The organism is Lysinibacillus sp. FSL H8-0500, from assembly GCF_038051955.1.
GTDB lineage: Bacteria > Bacillota > Bacilli > Bacillales_A > Planococcaceae > Lysinibacillus > Lysinibacillus macroides.
Map to the genome: position 1 here is coordinate 2,249,656 of NZ_CP150292.1, position 20,076 is coordinate 2,269,731.

The following is a 20,076-nucleotide window of genomic DNA, read 5'->3' on the forward strand; positions in this document are numbered from 1 at the left end:
TTTTCTTTGTAAGTGTAAGTTTTTCCCTGTATAATTTCATTGTAAGTAATTGTTAAATTAAAAACTAATGATGAAGAGAGGGAGACTCATGACTTGTACAAAAGGTGAAAAAGGACGCAACATGGGTGCTACAAACAACACACTAAGAAAAGAAATAAAAAGCGACATCATAGACAAAATCAACGATATAAATGATATTAGAAGAACTGCAGATAGTATTTATACATCAGATAATTTTCATTTAGATTCTAAAGAATTAACTAAAAATAACTTCAAAGTGGAGATACAGTATAGAACAGGAAAGAAACAAACCGTCTCTGTAATCGAGGTAAAGGATACGGCTACTAGTACTGTAGAGGTTAAAGAGGCATTGACTAACAGTTTGAATGATGGGTATAAGTGGATTGTTACATAAAAAATCAATGTAGTGATCTAAATTAGCTATAGATTTAATATTATTATTCTAATAGTTAATGTAAGGCATCTCATTATGAGGTGCTTTTTATTATGCAATTAACCTCACTAGTGTCGCATTAAAATAATTCAACGTATTTCAAAAAACTGAATTTTCCGCAATATTATCCATGCATAAAAAAAGCCTTTATAATGGTTGGGTGGTAGTAAACCATCCAAATCCAAAATAAAGGACATAAGCATGGATAAGTTTACATGAAAAACATCATTTGAACAATGGTTTTCACCTATTTCTTCTACACAAATGGAAAAATTAGTTGAAAATCATCAATTAAATACCTATACAAAGAAGCTTCACATCGCTTCATTCTTGAGATTATTACTGTTTGCCCAGCTGAATGAAACCGAAAGTCTACGTGCCATCAGTGATACCCTGTTATCAGACGACTTACAAAAAGCCCCGCATTTAGAGTCCATCAGCTTTTCGCAGCTAGGCCGTCGATTAAATCAAGTGCCATCAGAGTTTTTCCAACACATTTTTCTAGATTTAGTCACCCAAATTCATGAGAAAACACATTTTGAGCAGCGTCGAATAATCACAACACCACTGAAAATCATTGATTCCAGCACACTGCCATTGAACTTAAAGAACCATAGATGGGCTGAATTCCGTAAAACAAAATCAGGTGTGAAGTTACATTTGCGCCTTATTTATCTAGAAAAAGGCTGTTCGTACCCTGATAGAGCAGTGCTAACGAACGCGAAAGAACATGATCGTGGTCAGCTTGAAATTCTCGTTGATGTCAAAGAATGCATGTACGTGTTTGACCGAGGCTACTTAGATTATGAACGCTTTGACCGCATGACAGATGATGGATTTTTCTTTGTCTCACGCTTACGAAAAAACGCCGTAACACGTGTGATTGAATCATTTGAAGTACCTGAACAGTCATCTGTGTTATCGGATGAAATGATTCTGATTGGTAACACGCAAAATCGTGCTGAAAATGTATTTCGCCGTATCAAAGTACTGGATCCAACTGGTAAAGAGCTATATCTGATGACGAATCGTTTTGATTTAAGTGCAGATGAAGTCGCTGAACTTTATAAGTCACGCTGGGCCATCGAACTGTTTTTCAAATGGATGAAACAGCATCTGAACATTAAAAAGTTCTACGGACAAAGCGAGCAAGCTGTGCACAATCAGGTGTACATTGCAATGATCGTATACTGCTTAAACGTGCTAGCACAGCTTCACACAAACAGTTCACGGACGTATCTACAAATTACTAGGTACTTAAAAGCAATACTATGGAAACCGGCACGTATTTGGCTTCGGAAAATAGAAGGAAATACAGTACCATAAGGATTTTGAACTGTAAGTTGCCCCAGTCAACGGTTATAGTAAAAAAATGGATGTTTACTATCTCTATTTAAGTGTCTTTCATTTTCTTTAAAAACGGAAGAAATAAAAAACAGAAAATTCAATTAAAATTCACGCGACGTTAGTGTAAGTACATAAATGGTTTATCACTTATTACCTATCGATAGATTATAATAGACTAGTCATTTATTTCTATAAAATTTCAGAAAAATATAGTAAAAACCTGTCTTTCTATGTATATTATTGGATAGGGAGGGGAATATGATGAAAAAAATAACGATTTTATCATTTTTATTTTTATTTAGTTTTTCTACAATTTTTGCTAGTAATGCAAGTGCAGAATCTGTTTTTAAAGATATTGAAGAAACCAATCCTAATTACAATGACTTAAAATTTTTATATGATAAGGATTTATTATCAGATTCTGTTATAGGTAAGGCTCAAACGTTTGGTAAAGATAAGAAAGCAACACGAGGTGATGCTGTAACTATAATCGGAAAAACAATAGGCTACAAAATGTATACTACATATACGCCATATAAGGATGTAGATTATGGTGATGTATTTAGTGGACAAGTTTTAGAATTATCTAAGTTAGGGATTATAAATGGATATTCTGATGGTACATTCAGACCTGAGGGAAATCTTACACGAGGACATCTTGCATTATTCATTGACAGAGCATTCGGTAAATATTTGCCTGAAGGTAATCAAGAGTTTAAAGATGTTCCAAAATCAAATGATGCTTATAAGGCTGTGAAAAAATTAGTTGGAGCAAAAATTACAACAGGATATGGTAATGGAACTTTTAAGCCCAATGAACCTTTAACAAAGATGCATTTACATGTGTTTATGGCAAGATTAGTTAAATATTTAGAAGGGCAAAATGTTAAAGTACCTTTGAATGATCCTCTGATTGAACATACTGAAAGATATAAGCCGATTAATGATTCTAAAATAAAATTAGGTTTGTCTAAGTCAGAAGTGTATGAGTTAATTAAACATCGTATGACTAATAAGCAAACTGATATTTGGTATTCTACGAATGTAGGTAGAAATGGTTTAGATGGTAAATCTACTTATGAATTTTTAGATGGAAAACTTGCTGGTATTATAAATATTTTTAATTGGAAATCGCTAGTTAAATCATCCAATTCAATTAGTGATATACACGAGATATATCTAAAAGAATATACTGAAGAATTTGGTAAAGATTATGAAACACATATTGAAGATGATTTAATTACGACATTTTGGGATAAATCAGCTTACACAATAAAACTAAACACATATAGAGTGGATGGAGAAATAAGTGTAGTTTCACATATTTCTTCTGAGCCAAAACCTTTCTAAAGCACTCGTATTGAGTGCTTTTTCTTATACACAAAACTTGCTGGCTACTGTGCAAGTTTTGAGGATAGCAAGCACATAAATTACTTATCATTTATTACCTATTGATAGATTACAATGGTCTAGTTATTTAATTATTTGAATTTTCGGAAATATATATAGTGAAAATATATCCTTTTGTATATATTGTTGGTTAGAAAGGAAAAAATAATGCAAAACATAGTAATTTTGAACTGAACCCTACTTTGTAGACAGTTTAATAAAAAGAGATGGAGTTGTTAGTTAAGTCGCAATGAGGGGGCTTCGGTAAGTTGCGGAGCCATCTTTTTAATGTCCATTGCTTTCGTGTGTGATTGTAATGGTCCATAGTCCATCACCAGCGTGTGTAATTTAATCTACTACATCTTTGAACTGACCGAAGAACGGTTCCATTGGTGCTTTATCAAGACAGTTTCCTCTGCGAGACATCGACTGAAGAAACCCCATTTCTCTTACACGTTGCTAAAATTCTGGATGTGTATAATAATACCTTGATCCGAATGAATGGTCGCTTCTGGATGGAGATTGCCGTCCAGATGTGTTTTTAACTTTTAAGCGTCTTATAGACAAGGGACATCTTTAACGTAGTAGATAATTCATAGGCAATAATTTCTTGTGTTACGGCATCTTTTACGCATGATAAATAAGTCGTTTGACCACCTCTATCGGGAAGATACGTAATATCACTTTTTCTGGATCTTCTTGCTGAAATACAAGGTTTAAATGGTTCGGTATACAGCGATGCGCCTCTGTTGCTTTTCTAACAAACGACACGGGTTCGCACGACGTATTTTCGCATATAAATTGAACTTACGCATCAGACGAAGAATCTTTTTATGGTTCATCGGTGTGTCCAGCACATCTACTAATGCCATAGAAAATCCACGATAACCAATTTTCCCTTTCGCTTGATCATAAAGTGATTTTAATAAGAGATAATCAGCTTCTTCACGTAAAGTGTGTTTCTCCTTATTTTGAAGCCACTTATAATAGCCGCTTGAACTGACATTCGCTACCTGATGAGGATGACGTGTCATATTTTTTAATTGGTACAAACGAATCGTTTCATTAGCGGCTTAGTATTTCTCTTCCGGTGTTAAAAACGATTCTTCTTTGCCTGCCTTTCCAGTTCGTTGAGCCTTTTTAACAGATAAAGTTCTGCTTCTAATAGTTGAATACGTACTTCCGCTTTCTCAAGTTTTCTATCTGTAGATAAGTTTTCAAGGTGTGAGCGGCCCGTACTCTCCTTTCCACAACGTTCCTCTAAAAAGCCTTTTTTCCCATGTGTTTGATAGGTTTTCTTCTAACGGCTAACTGCACTTTGAGCCTTCTTGATACCAATCATCTCTAAGTCAAATCCTGCTTCTCTGCAGATTTGGACTGGACCTTTTCCTTGTAAATTTTCCTGAACAGCTTTCAACTTAAGGTCGGCTGTATATTGAATAGAGCGATCGGATACGGAGGCGACATTTGGATTCGCTTCAATTTGTCTGCGTTGATGTTCGTTAAAAGTTATTTTACTCATAATGTTCTCCCGTTTATAAATCGTATGGTTAGTATAACGAGGTTTTCAAATATTGAAAATAGAAAAACCCCGAATAGGTCCACTTTTTTAAAAGTGTCCACTATTCGGGGTTCAGTTCAGTTGAGTGACAACTTTCAGTGGAAGGCTATTATGTTTATTTTAAATTGTCGATAGCATATTGAGCTTCTTCTGGAGTGAATTTTTCTCCATATGGTGATATCAGTTGTTCATAAATAGCTTGGTTTGACATACTCATCATTTCAGCATACTGTTCAGCTTTTGCTAATGCATTTGCTTTCCAATCAAATACAATGTTATCTATTGCGAATTGTGCAGCATCCGCAGGGAATTTTTCTCCATATTCAGAAGTCAATTGGTCATAAATACCTGCTTTTGACATTTGCATAGTTGAAGCATACTGTTCAGCTTTTTGTAATGCTAATTTATGTTCACGTGGCGCATTTTCTATTTTAGCCTGAGCTTCTGCTTTAGCCTGAGCTTCTGCTTCCTCTTTAGCTTTTTGTTCAGCTAATGCTTTTTCATTTGCTTCACGTGCAGCTTTTTCTTCCTCTGTTTCTTTTTTTATTATTAAACCATATTGCTGAATAGTGTTTAATTTCCCGTCTTTAAAGATAAGTGATACAGAAGAATCTTTTTCTATTCCATTTTCCCCGTCATACTCCAAAATTAATATTAAATCGTCATTTTCTTTTTCATCTGGATTTTTTGGTTTCCCACCCACGATTTTTTCTACTTCCTCCAGATTCATTCCATTTTTTAATTTGTTAAATTCATCTGGTGTAACTGTAGCAGGCTTATCATCATGTGTTTTTGCTACTGTTTCTACTTTTTCTTTTTTATGGTTAGTTTCAGTAGAGTCCGAAGTAGTTACGACTCCAAAAGCAGTAATGAATATAGCAACAAACGAAATACCACTAAACTTCAACATTTTTTTGCCTTTTGGATTGTCTTTTTTCATAAATGCAATAACAGACATAATAAGAAAAACAGGTAAAGCCAACATGCTAATTAACAATAAAATCATAAATAAGTTATCCATATACAATAATTCCTTTCCTGTTCATTATAGGAAATATTAGACAATTTGTATATACAAAAAACAGATAACATATTAAGAGAGTACCAAGAAGGTTATTCAACTTATCATGCAGAAACATTTGTAAAGGAGAGTGAAAATCATGAATTACAAAACAATAGTGCCAGTGCGTTTTTTATTCAGGCGCAGACCAGATGATTTAGAAGTTATAGGTATATCAAATTTGTTTTTGACCCACGAGGAGTACGAAGCACTAACAGATGAAATGGTCTTAAAACTTTTACAAGAACAAGACTATAACGTAATCAGGCTGATCCGTGAGGATGAAAATGTAATAGGTGTTGATTTTAAGCAATATTAATGGCTATCTGATAAGGTAGTCATTTTTATTTCATTAAAAAAGCCACTCATTTGAAAATAATGAATGACTTCTTGTGTGAGATTGCATCGATTTCCTACACCTGTCCTTTGAACTACTCGCCACTTAGCTCACGCTTGAAGTGGGGATGCCTGCGAACACCAACGTAACCGTCAGTTTTTTAGCAGGCTACCCTCGTAGTCCCTACGAATAAATAAGTGAAGTACAAAGTCGGAAAATCATAAGTACTCCAATTGTTTTTCTTTTATAATCCTTTATTTAGGTCAATAAAAATTACTGTATTTTATAAAGCACTCTAAATACTACATTTTCAAAATTTAAAAACCTTTAATAAAAAAATATGGTATTTATGAGCACAGTATTTTTAGATAATATGTTCAGAAATTGTTGAGGGTGTTATGGTATTTTATAAAAGAACACGCATAGTAACAAAAAAACTAGGTATCCAAGAAGGGGGAGCCTAGTTTTTTCTTGTATGGGATGGCGTGATCCTCATCATCATTTTGCATAAGAGCTAATTGCCTGAGAAATATTCATAGATGAGTTACCTATTAGATTAACGAAGCATCCTTTTCAACTGCTTCATTTCATTATGCAATTCATCAATTTGTTTTTGTAGCTTGTCAATGTCATCAGTGCTACGATCGTTATCCTTTAATTCATCCTCTAAAGCAAGCCCCGCTGCAATAGTGGCTAATGCATCACCAAGTGTGGTAATTGCTCCTGCGATGACAGCGAGCTTCGCGGCCTGGCTCACAGATTTCGTTCCCTCGTTATTTTTATGACTCAATCCATAATCCTCCTTAAAAAAGGATAGTATTTGTATCATATGCATGCAGAGCATGGATGGTGCAAATTTAAAAAGGTCACTTATCTATTTAAAATAAGTGACCAAATAAAATGGGGATGTGTCTCTTGCTGAAGGTATGAGCAAAGATGGAAAGCGAGTAGGGTACATTACCAATATATGACGTTTATTATTAAGCCAATAGGTATTTATCCTCCATTAAAAATAAATATTTTACCTAAAATCTCACCATCACCACCCATAACAAAAAAGCCCATAACATATTTATGTGCAAGCTTCTTCACCATGCGGCTCACCCCATTTTGGTTTCTTGTCAAATACCATTAGATCACAACCTTAAAAAGTGATATATCCATTATTTTTTGAAATCACCATGTAGGTTATAGCCTCAAATTTACACGTTAGCACTGAAATTCGACCTCTTATGGAAAATTTGCAGGCTCTGGAATTTTTCTATGCTACAGTAAGAATACCGAATTCGAGATCAAGTGATAGGGGGCCTCCCATTGAAAATTCAATTAACCATTAATAGTGCTTTAGAAGAAACAGAGGTTCATATATATGCCAAGGTGTATAATGAGCAAATTGAACAGTTAATGAAGCAACTGCAAGCTTCGCAGACGACACAAGCAAAAGTCTTAGATGGCTATTACCAGCAGGAAATTCATTTGCTAAAAATTACTGATATTTTTTCTATTTACGCAGAGGACGCCAAGATTTATTTACAAACAAATGAGCATGAGTTTGAATCAAAGCGTAAATTGTATGAGCTTGAGACACAGTTAGTAAAGGATTTTGTGAGAGTCAATAAATCAACGCTCGTCAATATCCATAAAATCGCATCGATTCAAATGGGTAAAATTGGCACAACACAATTATTGCTTGAAAACGACACAAGCATTCCTGTAAGCCGCAAATATTTAAAAGAGCTAAAACGTTACCTAGGGATTGGGAGGGATTTATAAGATGAAACTTTTACGCATGATGATTATTGGCATTCTAATTTCATTAAGCTCATCTTATCTATTGGTTACGCGTAGTGTTTTTGAAAAAGGGACAGTAATCAACGGCTCAGAGTTATTTGAACAAGTAGTCATTGCTATTATCCTTGGTGCTGCTATTGGTCTACTATCCATTATTTTTGAATGGGAGCGTTTAACCTTTACACTACAGCTTCTGCTCCATTTGCTGGGCGTTACAGCTTGTGTGCTAATCGCTGGCTATTTCGGTCAATGGTTTCAATATACAGGTATTCCTTTTATTCTGCTAATAGAGGCAGTGATTTACGTGATTGTGTGGTGCATTCTTTATGTATTGCAATTAAAGGATATTGAGGATATCAATCAAATCATCCAAAAAAGAAAGGGATAGATGACAATGAAGTTGGCAATACAGGTAGACAATTTACGCAAGCAATATGGGGAACATCAGGCTGTTAAAGGTATTTCTTTTGCCGTTGAACAAGGCTCTCTATTTGCATTTTTAGGAACAAATGGGGCAGGTAAATCCACAACGATTGAAATTCTTTGTACATTATTAGAGGCTAGTAGTGGGCAGGTAATTATTAATAATCATCCATTAGGAACAAGTAAAGAAAACAATGCTATCCGTCAATCGATCGGAATTGTATTCCAACAAAGTATACTTGATTCCCAATTAACAGTAATAGAAAATATCCTGCTTCGAGGGCGCTTTTATCATCTATCTAAAAAACAATTGAAGAAAAATTATGAATTTGTCTGTGCATATTTACACTTAGATGATATTGCAAACAAAAAATATGGGCAGCTTTCAGGTGGACAAAAAAGGCGCGCTGATATTGCAAGAGCAATTATTCATAAGCCGCAAATTTTATTTTTAGATGAGCCAACCACAGGACTAGACCCGCAAACAAGACAGTTTGTGTGGGATGCTATTGAAAGGCTAAGGAAAGAAACAAATATGACTATTTTTCTAACGACACATTATATGGAAGAAGCGGCTGTTGCAGATAATATCGTTATTTTAAAAGAGGGGAAAATTGTAGCCCAAGGATCTCCCAATGATTTAAAGGAACAATATGCTTCAGATCAACTTATTCTTTCTTTTAAAGATGCTGCTGTTGTCAAATCTTTAGGATTAGCATTAGAGCAACAAGGAGATGTGTATAAAATGAATATTGCCTCTACGTTGGCAGCAGTTCCGATTATTAATGAATTAGCGTCACATTTATCCTCATTTGAAGTAATTAAAGGATCGCTCGATAGTGTCTTTATTCAAATTAACGAAGAAATGAAGGTGCACTAATGGATATGATTATGAGCTTAGTTAGTCGTCATAATAAAGTATTTACACGAAATCGTATGCTGGTATTTTTTTCTATGCTATCAGTGCTGATCGTTATTGCACTTTATGCTATTTTTCTTCAGAAAACGCAGTTAGATTCGATTGAACAATTTATGCCTGTTACACCGGGTATTAAACAAATGGTTAATGAGTGGATGGTGGCAGGGCTCTTGTCGATTATTGCCGTAACAACAACGCTCGGTGTTTTTGGAATCTATGTAAAAGACCTTGAAACCAAAACAACGGCAGATTTTTTAACAACGGCTGCCTCTCGTGCAAAAATCCAGGTGAGCTATGTAATCAGTGCTTTATTGATTGGTTTTATGATGACGATGCTTGCCTTTATTTGCTGCGAGATCTTTTTAGTCGCTACAGGCGGAGAGCTTTTATCATGGTATGCTACCATAAAGATCATAGGTATTTTATTGTTAGCAGTTATATTAAGCAGTACCCTCAATTTATTTTTGGTGCTTTTCGTTAAAACCCAGAATGCCTTTTCCACATTAAATACCATTATTGGTACAGCGATTGGCTTTTTATGTGGCGTTTATGTGCCAATGGGTGCTTTGCCAAGCTACGTGCAATCAATGATTCACTATTTTCCAATTAGTCATACAACGGTTCTGCTAAGAGATGCGTTTATGGCTGATTCGATTCAAAACGTTTTTAAGGGCAATGAAGCTTTTGCAGAAAACTATATGCTGCAATATGGTATAATATATGAAATAAATGGTACGGTAATCTCCAATATATCAAGCGTATTACTTATTGTAGGAACGATTATGGTAGTTGGTGTTGTAGCAATAATTATTTTTTCAAGGAAACATAAATAATTGGGCAAACGATCATTCAAATGTAGATGTTTTCAGCACGACAAATGAAGAAAACTCTCTACTGATTGAAGGGCATTTGTTTTCGCAATCTCTTATATAGGGATCTTCGTTAAAAGCCCTCCCTAATTTACTTCTATTTAAAACGTAGCGGAGTACAAATTTTTTTCCATAGTAAAGCGGATGCCATTCATCAAGCAATCCAAGACTGTAAGAACCAAGGCATCATGCAAGATTTCTTGGAACAACACGCAAGTTGATTCATGAGTGGAATTTGGAAGAACAATTACAAGCCTTTAAACAAGAGGGGCGAGAAGAAGGACGACAAGCAGAACGAATGGAAGTGACGAAATAATTGATAATGAATGGACAGAGTAATCCTTTTATCGCAGAAATCACAAACCTAACCATCGAGCAATTGAAAATCCTTCGCAAGGAACTCACTATTTAGAAACTTTAAAATGATATAGAATTAAGTTATAAGGCATATAAAAGTAGGTAAAACTTTTCGAATAGGTGATTATCAATATAGCAAAAAGCATCGGCATTATACCGATGCTTTTCCTTTTGCTAAATAATCAAGGATGCCCATTGCTGATACGATTGTATCAAATGGAATTGTTTGATAGACAGGATGCGTGTCGGCAATACCATTTTCCTGTAAATAGCCAAATAACAGCTCCTTTAAACGAGCATCTAAATAGTGAGCTTGTTCTTGAAAATCATTGGATACTGTTCGTGCCTTTTTGCCTGCCTCTAAAAAGAATGGTGTCCAGTAACGTACTTGGCGATAGGCTTCTGCTGGATTTCGATACGCACCATAATGTCCAAAATATAATTCATTTGCCTGTAATGTTTCATATAACTGAATGGATTGCTCCATTGTAGCTGGATCGTACTGATTTGGAGAAGTTGAAGGAATAATTAAATCAATCGCTTCTCCATCCATTTCTGGATAACGAACGCCCGTTGTATCGCCTACAAATAAGCCGTTTGTTGCCGAATACAGCATGGACACATGATGCTTAGCATGACCCTCTGTATGGTAAAATGTTAAATGATGCTGCCCTAACTGTAATTGTTGCTTATGCTGAACCTCGATAATGCGCTCGGCAGCAATTGGCACAATGGGATCAAAAAGACGATCAAACTCAGCACCGTACACCCCTTTAGCACTTGCAATTAATCGACTTGGATCAATCATATGGGTCGCTCCTCGCGGATGGACCACAAGTTTAGCATTTGGACAGCTTTGCAAAAATAAACCCGCGCCCCCAGCATGATCTAAATGAATATGTGTCACAATGACATAGTGAATATCCTCTAAAGCAATATTTAACTCCTTTAGCCCTGCCATAATATAAGGAACAGATGGACTAGCAGATGTTTCGATTAGGGTAATTTTTTCATCCACTAATAAATAAGAACTTGTGCGTTGCTTGTGATTCAAATCGTGTGTATCAATACAATAAAAATTTGGTGCAATTTGCTGGATATTTGCCAATTCAATTTCCTCCTTTTATTGCAAAAACATATAGTAAATGCTTTTATATGCAATATTTAGCTACAAAAAGTAGTTGTTATACTATATAATAATAGAAAATTGAACTGAATGTCTATTCATTTTTTTAGGGGGATAGCAATGGAGAAAAAGCTTCGCTATGATACACAGAAAGTCCATCGTGTTAATTTAGCTATTATTTCGGTTTTGGCCATTTTAATTTGTGGACCAATGATTCTATCGAAGGGTGTACTATTTTTATTTGTTGGACTGATTGTAATTGCGCTAGCAGTGTGTAATTATTTTTTACCAATCAAAACCTATGTAAAAGGCTTTATTTTTGGTTTAATTCCTGCCAGCATTGTTTTTACATTGTTCTTGCTTGATAGTTTTTCATTAAATAAGCATTATATTTTGCTATGCACAGTAGCGATTATTGCCCTGTACTTTAAAAAAGAATTAATTGTATTTTTTGGGGTACTAACCAATATTAGTTTTTTCATATTATATGTGGTGAATTCTCCGTCATTGTTGGGGCCATTTGACGATATTATTGTTTTTGTCACACTAATTGCCATTATGAATGGGGTAATTATAGCCTTTTATTTAATTGCAAAATGGGGTAATGAACTGATTGAACATGCGGCAATTCAACAGAAAAATGTGCAAATATCCTTTCAGCAATTACAAAATGCTTTTCAAGAAATTGAACAAAGCAGTCTGGCATTGGACGAGCATGTGACACAATTCCAGCAAACAATGCAGCGAATTTCAGGCTCTAGTAAGCAAATATTGCTTGCAACAGAGGACATCTCTGCTAGTATCCAGCAGGAAGCATCGAGCCTGCAGATGATTCATGGCACAATGGGGGATTCAGTGCATTTTGTTAATGAAACCTTTACCATTTCGCAGGATACTGTAGCAAAATCAACAAATCTGCAGCGGGAGGTATTCGCAGGCTGGGAAAAAATGCAGGATGCCATGGCACAGATGAAGGTGATGAATCAGGCAATAGGCTCCACAACAGAAACTGTCAATAATCTTCAAAGCAGCTTACAAACCGTCGATAGCCTGTTAATGGGTATTACTCATATTGCAGAACAGACGAATTTATTAGCATTGAATGCAGCGATTGAGGCGGCTCGAGCGGGAGAGCATGGTAAAGGATTTGCTATTGTGGCAGATGAGGTACGCAAGCTCGCAGAAGAAAGTGCTGCCATTACAGTAAACATTACCGATGTAACGAAGAATTTATTCGAAAAGTCAACAGAGGTCTATCAGCGTTCAGATGATGGTGAAAAAGCGTTACAGCATGGCGAAAAACTGTTACAGGAGGTCAGTTATTTCTTTGATTTATTAAAAGATTCCTTTACACAAACCAATGCTGATTTAACAAGGGGGATGCATGAATTAAGCAGTGCCATCTCACAATTTGAGGCTATACAGATGCAAATTGAAAGGCTCAATGAAATGACTGAGCATAACGCAGCGTCAACAGAGGATATTCTACGTTCAGTGGAGGATGAAAATCAACTATTGATGATGATGACAACTACGACAAATCGCATTGAGGCATTAAGTAATACATTAAAGTCATTAGTCATGACAAAGGGGAAGGAAACCTGATACGATAAAGATAAGTATGATTAAACAAGCAAATTGTAGGGTAAAGAAATGTTATTCATCACCATCATGTTAGAGCTTAAAAACGCTAGCAGTCTAAAGAAACCATTGCGTTATCTAGTGGATACATTTAAACCTTCGTAACCACTTCATTGAAGGAGGGAATACTAATGAATATTCGTAGTTTACAAAGTTCAGATTATGCTATTTTATCGCCGCTTATTAATGAGTGGTGGGGCGAACAAAATATGTCAGATCGGCTGCCAAAATTATTTTTCGAGCATTTCACAAATACCAGTCTCATTATGGAAAATGACGGTGAAATTATCGGTTTTCTTGTTGGTTTTTTATCGCAGTCTCAATCAAATGAAGCATTTATTCATTTTGTTGGCGTGCATCCTGGTTATCGAAAACAGAATATTGCAAAAAGACTGTATGATGTTTTCTTCCATGTCGTCAAGCAATACAATCGAAACATCGTAAAATGTGTAACATCACCAACAAATAAGGTGTCGATCGCTTTCCATACAAATATGGGATTTAGAATGGAAAAAGGTGATAAAACAATCGATAATGTATCGGTCTATACAAACTATGGTGGAGAAAACCAGGATCGGATATTGTTCTGTAAAATTTTAGAGTAATTCCTCTGTATTTCGAATGACGGTAAACAGAAAAAATAAGCTAGTCAAATGGAACTGTACACCAATTGTTAGAACAATTGGCGGTGCAGTTTTTCTATAGAAGGCTCACTTTATTGGAGAACAGCATAATCACCGAGAATATAGAATATAATTTCACATCTCTGTCTATACTTAATGAATAATTACGGATGTGAGGTGTAGAATAGCATGAATGAAAATATAGATTATTCCAATGAAAAACGCAAGCAATTAGAGCCTTTTATTCATGAAACAGAAGGCAAAAAGATGACATCAAATGAAGGGATTCCGATTTCAGATGATGAAAATAGTTTAACCGCTGGTGATCGTGGGCCGACACTGATTGAAGACTTCCTTGCACGTGAGAAATTAGCACACTTTGACCGTGAGCGTATTCCTGAGCGTGTTGTACATGCAAGGGGCTATGGCGCACATGGAGAATTTCAGCTATATGAATCTTTATCGGATATAACAATGGCTGATTTTTTGCAGGATCCCAATAAAAAAACACCACTTTTTGTCCGTTTTTCACAAGTGGTTGGCTCAAGAGGCTGTAACGAAACAAACCGTGATGTTAGGGGCTTTTCTCTCAAGTTTTATACGGATGAAGGAAATTTTGATTTGGTTGCCATTAATATGCCGGTATTTTTTATTCAGGATGCCATTAAATTTCCTGATTTAATTCATTCTGTGAAACCCGAGCCTGATAATGAATATCCTCAAGGACAAACTGCACATGATACTTTTTGGGATTTTATGGGTTCTAATAAAGAAACTGCACATATGTCGTTATGGATTATGACTGGTCGAGCTATTCCTAAAAGCTTTAGAACGATGGAAGGCTTTGGTGTGCATACGTTCCGCTTAGTCAATAAGGATGGTGTTTCTCACTTTGTGAAGTTCCATATAAAACCAATTTTGGGTGTCCATACATTAATATGGGATGAAGCACAGCAACTGGGTGCTGATGCAGATTATCATCGTCGAGACTTATGGACAAATATTGCAAATGGCAATTATCCTGAATATGAGCTGGCGATTCAAATTATTAAGGAAGAAGATGAATTTGCCTTTGACTTTGATATACTAGACCCTACAAAATTATGGCCAGAAGAAGATGTACCTTTGCGGGAAATAGGCAAAATCACTATTAATCGTAATGTAGACAATGCCTTTGCAGAAACAGAGCAGAGTGCATTCCATCCAGGTAATATTGTGAGAGGGATTGATTTTTCAAATGATCCTCTTCTTCAGGGCAGATTATTTTCCTACACAGATACGCAACAGGCTCGTCTTGGTCCGAATCATCAACAGCTACCTATCAATAGACCAGTATGCCCGTTTGCCAATAACCAGCGTGATGGGGCATCAAGATTAATTATTGATCGTGGCAAAGTTTCCTATCATCGTAATGGACTTGCCAATAATACACCTTATCCTGTTCCAGGTACACAGGGTGGTTTTGTTACTTATCCATCAACAGTAGAGGGGCGTAAGGTAAGACAAACAGCCCCATCCTTTAAAGATCATTATTCTCAGGCTAGAATGTTTTGGAATAGTATGAGCGATGTGGAAAAGCAACAAATTATCGGTGCTTTTTGCTTTGAGCTTGGCAAATGTCGACCTTTTGTACGGCAAGGGATGGTCAATGTACTTGCCCATATTAGCCATGATTTAGCGAGAAATGTTTCAAAGGAATTAGGCACGACTGTTCCAGATGTACCGGAATCTACTGTCACAAAGTCCTCACCTGCATTAAGTCTAATGAATACTACATTTGTACCTGATACATTACGTGTAGGAGTGTTCTTAGCGGAAGGGTTTGACGGTCCAAGTGTGAAAAAATTATTAGACACATTGGTCAAGGCAAAGCTGCAAATTGTAATTGTGCATGATCGATTAGGCACTGTGACTGGAACAGAGGGCGTTCAATATGAAGTGGATGATAGCTTTTTAACAGGCTCGTCGCTAACATATGATGGGGTTTTAATTGTAGGAAGCGGCAATATTACACCTTATTTTACGTATGAAGCTCAAAAATACACGGTTAATATCTATAATCATTTTAAACCAATTGCGACAATGCAGAATGGCGAGGCAGTGCTCGAACCATTGAATTTAGTGTATGATAACAGGATAGGGGTAATGAATGATAGTAGCCCAGATTTCGCTAAAAGCTTTATTGATATAATGGCTCAGCAGCGCTTCTGGGATCGTCCAAGTTATCTGTACCCTTCAAGTATTTCATCTGGGTGAAAAATAAAATTATTTGATAGGCAAAGTCGGTATACTGACTTTGTCTATTTATGTTTGTCTTACAACTTAAAGCCTTATTTTTGAAGCGATTATAAAAATAATATATGATAGCTTATAATGAGGGGTGATGTAAATGTTTGAGAAATTTAAAAAGAACAAGCAAATTGAAGATAGCGAGGAAAATTTAATCCATCTACCTAAAACGATAAATGAAGAAATACTAAAGCAGCATAGTGAGCATTATTCTGAGGATGGGCTTTGGCATAAGATTAAGAAATATGCTAAAAAAGCAGGCTCCTCCGTTGTCTATGCGGTATTAATTTTGTATTTTGTCCTACAAAAAGAGGAAGTGCCAAAGAAAGATAAAGCGATTATTATTGGCGCATTAGGTTATTTTATTTTACCCTTTGACTTAATTCCTGATATGGCAGCAGGTGTAGGCTATGCCGATGATATGGGCGCACTATTAGCTGCTATTGTGCAGGTTGCGATGTATATTGATGACGATGTGAAGCAACAGGCAAGAGCCAAGCTAACAGACTGGTTCGGCGACGATGTAGATACTTCTGACATTGATAATAAATTAGCATAGTCATATAAAGCATTCTCTTACTAAGGGGATGCTTTTTCTATGCAACAAATTAGCTTGCTATAGCGTCAGTGAAATAACTTTAATTGTCAGGATGTGTCATATTGTATACAAAATCATTACTGCTATCTTTTACTTATATGATTTATTTCGCCGTAGTAATTTTCGTTACCTACTGGATGCAATGGTTAACCGTGTTAGTTGTCGGTAGTGTGCGATTTACCGCCGCTGATAGCTATCCTGGTGATGTTAGCAATTCTTTTTTAATCGTAGCAAGCTTTTTCTTTTCATTTGCACACTTTATTGTATTGACTATCTTTTTACTGCTTTATTATGTCTTGCTGTCTTTCTTCAAAATAAAGTTTCATTTGAAAATTCCTTTTATTAACAATAGTGTAATCATGCTTGGCTTAACGATTTTCTTTATCAATAAATTTTTAGGAGGTGCATAGAATGATTGAAATCATTCATGATATTCGTTTGTTATATCGAGATTCTACCTAATCGCTATAAGAGAAAATACTGGGACCCATCTTCTCTTTTTTTGACAGAAGACAGTTTTGACTATAATTTGCCTGCTTTCGAAAAATGCTACAAGGAATTGCCTTCAATGAGATAGATGTAGAGATAGGGCAATGAATTAATCAGAAATTAGAGGGGATGAAACGATTTTTAATGAGCAATTCCCCTCCCGATTCATTCAAAGATGTGATTGGTTGTCCATTTAGCTATTCTGAGAGGGAATTTAAAGAAAGCTATGATATCAATAACAAACAACTTGCCTTGTTAATTGCTGAATTACAGGCTTGGATTCAACAAAAAAGTACATCAACTCAAATTATTTCCGTCTTGGGGATTTGAGTGTGTAGTTATAAATTAAGAAAATTGTCTAAATAAGAAAATAAATGTGGAAATTCCTCTAATATCCATATACAGTTAAATAGAGGAGGAGATTGAAAAATGAAGAAATTATTCATACTATCACTTACCCTGCTAGTTAGTATTTTTTTAGTAGCATGTAATGAAGAAAAGGACAGTGATAGTGCTAAGAAAACAGAGGATGCTAATCAAACATCAGCAGAAACGAAATCATCACAACCAGAGAAAGAGCCTATAGATATGGAGCTCACTTTACCAGCAATTTTGTTTGAAGGTGAAGAGATTGATGAAATGATTGCAGATGCAAAAGAGGATGGCGTTGAGGAAGCTATTAAAAATGAGGATGGCTCGTTAACATTAAGGATGTCAAAGTCTGTTCATCAAAGATTTATAGAAGATCTGAAGGAAGTCGTTAATGAAATGGTAGAAGAAGTAAAAACAGATGAAGACTTTACATACATTCAAGATGTCACTCACAATAACGATTTTACGGAGTTTACTTTGACGGTAAACAAAGAATTATTTGAAAATAGTTTAGATACATTAGCAATAGATGAACTTGCACTAACAGGTGTGTTCTATCATATTTTCAATAATGTAGAGCATGACCAAATTAAAATGGCAATAATTATTAAGGATGCCTCAACGGGAGAGGTTATTGAAACATTTATGTATCCCGATGATTTCGAATAAAGGTAATTATTTTGAAACTGTAGGAAGCACTGGAAATTTTGTGTATGCCTACAGTTTTTCTTTTAGTTGGCTTGTATTCAAGAGTTCGGTTGTTTTTTTATCGTTTTCCGACAGAAGACGCCCGCTCCAAGGAATGTGTAAGGTATAGCCCAATGAGTAAGTGGGAGATGAATGTCGGTTGGCGATAGCTTTCAAGAGTCGCACAAGATAACTGTAAACCTATGGCACGAAAACTAAGTGTCAAACCGAAAACAAGATTGAAAGACCAATAGAGACTTAGTGTTTTTATTTTAAATGTGTTGTACAATTATTGGCTAGCAGATAATTAGTAAACAACGGAGGTTTTAGAGTGGAAGAAGTGAAAGTTGTACATGCCTTGATTAAAAATAGGGATCATCAGATTTTAATGGTGGATAATCATGAGGGACATTGGTCACTTCCTGGGGGAAAGGCTGAAGCGGATGAAACGCTTGTGGAAGCAACAATTCGTGAAGTATATGAAGAAACAGGTTTTTTGATTGAAGTTGGAGATTTATTGGCTGTTAACGAAGCTAAACTTTTAAAAAGAAATCATCATACACTATTTTTTATATTTGAAGCACAAGTCGTTGGAGGTACAAAAAAGATTAGTATGCCACATGAAATTTTGCAAATCGAATGGGTTAGTATAGAAAAAGCAGATCAACGAATGCCTTATTATGCAGGGGGTATTAAAAAACTGATGCAAGGATATGCACGCTATAACAATCAAGGAACCATGTAAGGTGTAGAAGAAGGTAAAGTTGAGTTATATTCAGATAAGTTATTACTAGAATGTTAAATGGTGTCTGCATATAAAGTACATATTGAAATTAGTAATATTTTAAAAAATGAATTGCAGTTAAGAAGCAAAGCTAATCTTGCACATGGGGTATGGGTATCTACACTCATCAAAATTTCGTTGGGCATGGATAAGAAATTCCAAGTAGATGCTGATGGTTTTATGACAGGTGTTGAAGGTGCAATTTTTTATAAAGTGTTTGACGGGGAAATAACTCTTTATTTTGATCATCCTTATATAGGCTCTGATAAATTCCGTGCATATAGCTCGTCACCAACTACTCAAGCTAGGGTTACTGGACGGTAAGCGAAATTCTTATGAAGTTATGTATTTAATTTCCGATAAAAAATAATTGATGGGTTTCCACCAATTCCTCTAGTTTTGTCGAGGAAATCGGTGAAAGCCATTGTTCAAATGATGTTTTTCGTGTAAACTTGTCCATGTGTATGTCCTTTATATTGGATTTGGATAGGTTCCTACCATCCAACCATTATAAAGGATTTTTTGTTGGGTAAATATGATTTCTGAAAATTTAGATTTTAATTTCACATTCAATTATTTTAATGCGACGCTAGTGAAATGACGTATTTAAATCAAATGAAAAGTAACTAAAATAATTAAAGCCCAGGTACTCATTTTGAGCCTGGGCTTTTGGAGTTACAAAACAATAGCAAGTGCAAATGCAAGTACAACCAACAAGCCAAATAAGTCATGTTTGCGAGCATATAGTAATGCAGCAAAAACTAGCAAAATGCAAATTATTAACCATTTCAAAATTACCATTTTTTTAATCTCCTTTCTCTATAGAAACAAAAACACCCCCGTCAAAAACAAACCATCTATTTATTGTAGATAGTAAGTAAATGACGAGGGTGTTCCCCGTTCCTATTTATTTATATAAATTGTATCATATTTCTAACTGTTGATGTATAAAAAAAACTA

The 20,076-nt window shown here is 35.4% G+C and carries 18 protein-coding genes and 3 pseudogenes; 17 read left to right on the plus strand and 4 right to left on the minus strand.

Going from position 1 to position 20,076, the window contains the following annotated elements:
- The first annotated feature begins 88 nt into the window (after positions 1 to 88).
- The 3 genes and pseudogenes from MHB44_RS10725 (at position 89) to MHB44_RS10735 (ending at position 3,151) form a co-directional block, all read left to right on the plus strand.
- Positions 89 to 415, plus strand: a complete 327-nt coding sequence (locus MHB44_RS10725; protein WP_341302758.1) for a hypothetical protein — start codon at positions 89 to 91, stop codon at positions 413 to 415.
- Positions 416 to 655: 240 nt separating this feature from the next.
- Positions 656 to 1,780: pseudogene (locus tag MHB44_RS10730) on the plus strand (IS4 family transposase).
- Between the two features lie 279 nt (positions 1,781 to 2,059).
- Positions 2,060 to 3,151 carry an S-layer homology domain-containing protein gene (locus MHB44_RS10735; RefSeq protein WP_341302759.1) on the plus strand — a complete coding sequence of 364 codons (1,092 nt, stop codon included), beginning with the start codon at positions 2,060 to 2,062 and terminating at the stop codon, positions 3,149 to 3,151.
- A 279-nt stretch (positions 3,152 to 3,430) separates the two neighbouring features.
- Here the strand turns inward: MHB44_RS10735 and MHB44_RS10740 are convergent.
- Together MHB44_RS10740 and MHB44_RS10745 are read right to left on the minus strand one after the other, a co-directional pair.
- A pseudogene (locus tag MHB44_RS10740) lies at positions 3,431 to 4,712 on the minus strand (IS3 family transposase).
- A 154-nt stretch (positions 4,713 to 4,866) separates the two neighbouring features.
- Positions 4,867 to 5,187, minus strand: a pseudogene (locus tag MHB44_RS10745) (Ltp family lipoprotein); the annotation flags it as partial.
- Between the two features lie 724 nt (positions 5,188 to 5,911).
- Between MHB44_RS10745 and MHB44_RS10750 the strand changes: the two are divergent.
- Positions 5,912 to 6,130, plus strand: coding sequence for a hypothetical protein (locus MHB44_RS10750; protein ID WP_341302760.1), 219 nt, complete (start codon positions 5,912 to 5,914; stop codon positions 6,128 to 6,130).
- A gap of 574 nt (positions 6,131 to 6,704) precedes the next feature.
- Here the strand turns inward: MHB44_RS10750 and MHB44_RS10755 are convergent.
- Positions 6,705 to 6,977, minus strand: coding sequence for a hypothetical protein (locus tag MHB44_RS10755; RefSeq protein ID WP_341302761.1), 273 nt, complete (start codon positions 6,975 to 6,977; stop codon positions 6,705 to 6,707).
- Positions 6,978 to 7,462: 485 nt separating this feature from the next.
- On the opposite strand from MHB44_RS10755, the gene MHB44_RS10760 reads away from it, so the two are divergent.
- From MHB44_RS10760 to MHB44_RS10775, 4 genes are read left to right on the plus strand one after another with little or no spacing between them, the layout of a single operon-like run.
- Positions 7,463 to 7,921 (plus strand): LytTR family DNA-binding domain-containing protein, encoded by a 459-nt coding sequence (locus MHB44_RS10760; protein WP_341302762.1) that lies wholly within the window; start codon positions 7,463 to 7,465, stop codon positions 7,919 to 7,921.
- Between the two features lies 1 nt (position 7,922).
- Positions 7,923 to 8,327 carry a DUF3021 family protein gene (locus MHB44_RS10765; RefSeq protein WP_053995660.1) on the plus strand — a complete coding sequence of 135 codons (405 nt, stop codon included), beginning with the start codon at positions 7,923 to 7,925 and terminating at the stop codon, positions 8,325 to 8,327.
- Between the two features lie 6 nt (positions 8,328 to 8,333).
- Entirely contained in the window at positions 8,334 to 9,242 is a 909-nt protein-coding gene (locus MHB44_RS10770) for an ABC transporter ATP-binding protein (RefSeq protein WP_341302763.1), read from the plus strand.
- The gene (locus MHB44_RS10775) at positions 9,242 to 10,114 is read left to right on the plus strand and encodes an ABC transporter permease (protein WP_341302764.1); all 873 of its coding nucleotides are present in this window, start codon (positions 9,242 to 9,244) and stop codon (positions 10,112 to 10,114) included. Before MHB44_RS10770 ends, MHB44_RS10775 begins: the two co-directional genes overlap by 1 nt.
- A gap of 544 nt (positions 10,115 to 10,658) precedes the next feature.
- Here the strand turns inward: MHB44_RS10775 and MHB44_RS10780 are convergent.
- On the minus strand, positions 10,659 to 11,615 hold the full coding sequence (locus MHB44_RS10780; protein ID WP_341302765.1) for an MBL fold metallo-hydrolase: 957 nt from the start codon (positions 11,613 to 11,615) through the stop codon (positions 10,659 to 10,661).
- Between the two features lie 138 nt (positions 11,616 to 11,753).
- On the opposite strand from MHB44_RS10780, the gene MHB44_RS10785 reads away from it, so the two are divergent.
- The 9 genes from MHB44_RS10785 (at position 11,754) to MHB44_RS10825 (ending at position 19,440) form a co-directional block, all read left to right on the plus strand.
- Positions 11,754 to 13,238 (plus strand): methyl-accepting chemotaxis protein, encoded by a 1,485-nt coding sequence (locus MHB44_RS10785; protein ID WP_341302766.1) that lies wholly within the window; start codon positions 11,754 to 11,756, stop codon positions 13,236 to 13,238.
- A 167-nt stretch (positions 13,239 to 13,405) separates the two neighbouring features.
- Positions 13,406 to 13,879, plus strand: a complete 474-nt coding sequence (locus tag MHB44_RS10790) for a GNAT family N-acetyltransferase (protein ID WP_341302767.1) — start codon at positions 13,406 to 13,408, stop codon at positions 13,877 to 13,879.
- Positions 13,880 to 14,086: 207 nt separating this feature from the next.
- Entirely contained in the window at positions 14,087 to 16,153 is a 2,067-nt protein-coding gene (locus MHB44_RS10795) for a catalase (RefSeq protein ID WP_341302768.1), read from the plus strand.
- A 133-nt stretch (positions 16,154 to 16,286) separates the two neighbouring features.
- Entirely contained in the window at positions 16,287 to 16,745 is a 459-nt protein-coding gene (locus MHB44_RS10800; protein WP_341302769.1) for a YkvA family protein, read from the plus strand.
- A gap of 101 nt (positions 16,746 to 16,846) precedes the next feature.
- A complete protein-coding gene (locus tag MHB44_RS10805; RefSeq protein ID WP_341302770.1) occupies positions 16,847 to 17,194 on the plus strand; it encodes a hypothetical protein in 348 nt (115 codons plus the stop codon).
- A gap of 208 nt (positions 17,195 to 17,402) precedes the next feature.
- Positions 17,403 to 17,603 (plus strand): hypothetical protein, encoded by a 201-nt coding sequence (locus MHB44_RS10810; protein ID WP_341302771.1) that lies wholly within the window; start codon positions 17,403 to 17,405, stop codon positions 17,601 to 17,603.
- Between the two features lie 99 nt (positions 17,604 to 17,702).
- Positions 17,703 to 18,314, plus strand: coding sequence for a hypothetical protein (locus tag MHB44_RS10815; RefSeq protein ID WP_341302772.1), 612 nt, complete (start codon positions 17,703 to 17,705; stop codon positions 18,312 to 18,314).
- A 349-nt stretch (positions 18,315 to 18,663) separates the two neighbouring features.
- Positions 18,664 to 19,077, plus strand: a complete 414-nt coding sequence (locus tag MHB44_RS10820; RefSeq protein WP_341302773.1) for an NUDIX hydrolase — start codon at positions 18,664 to 18,666, stop codon at positions 19,075 to 19,077.
- Positions 19,078 to 19,134: 57 nt separating this feature from the next.
- On the plus strand, positions 19,135 to 19,440 hold the full coding sequence (locus tag MHB44_RS10825; protein ID WP_341302774.1) for a hypothetical protein: 306 nt from the start codon (positions 19,135 to 19,137) through the stop codon (positions 19,438 to 19,440).
- The last annotated feature ends 636 nt before the right edge of the window (positions 19,441 to 20,076 follow it).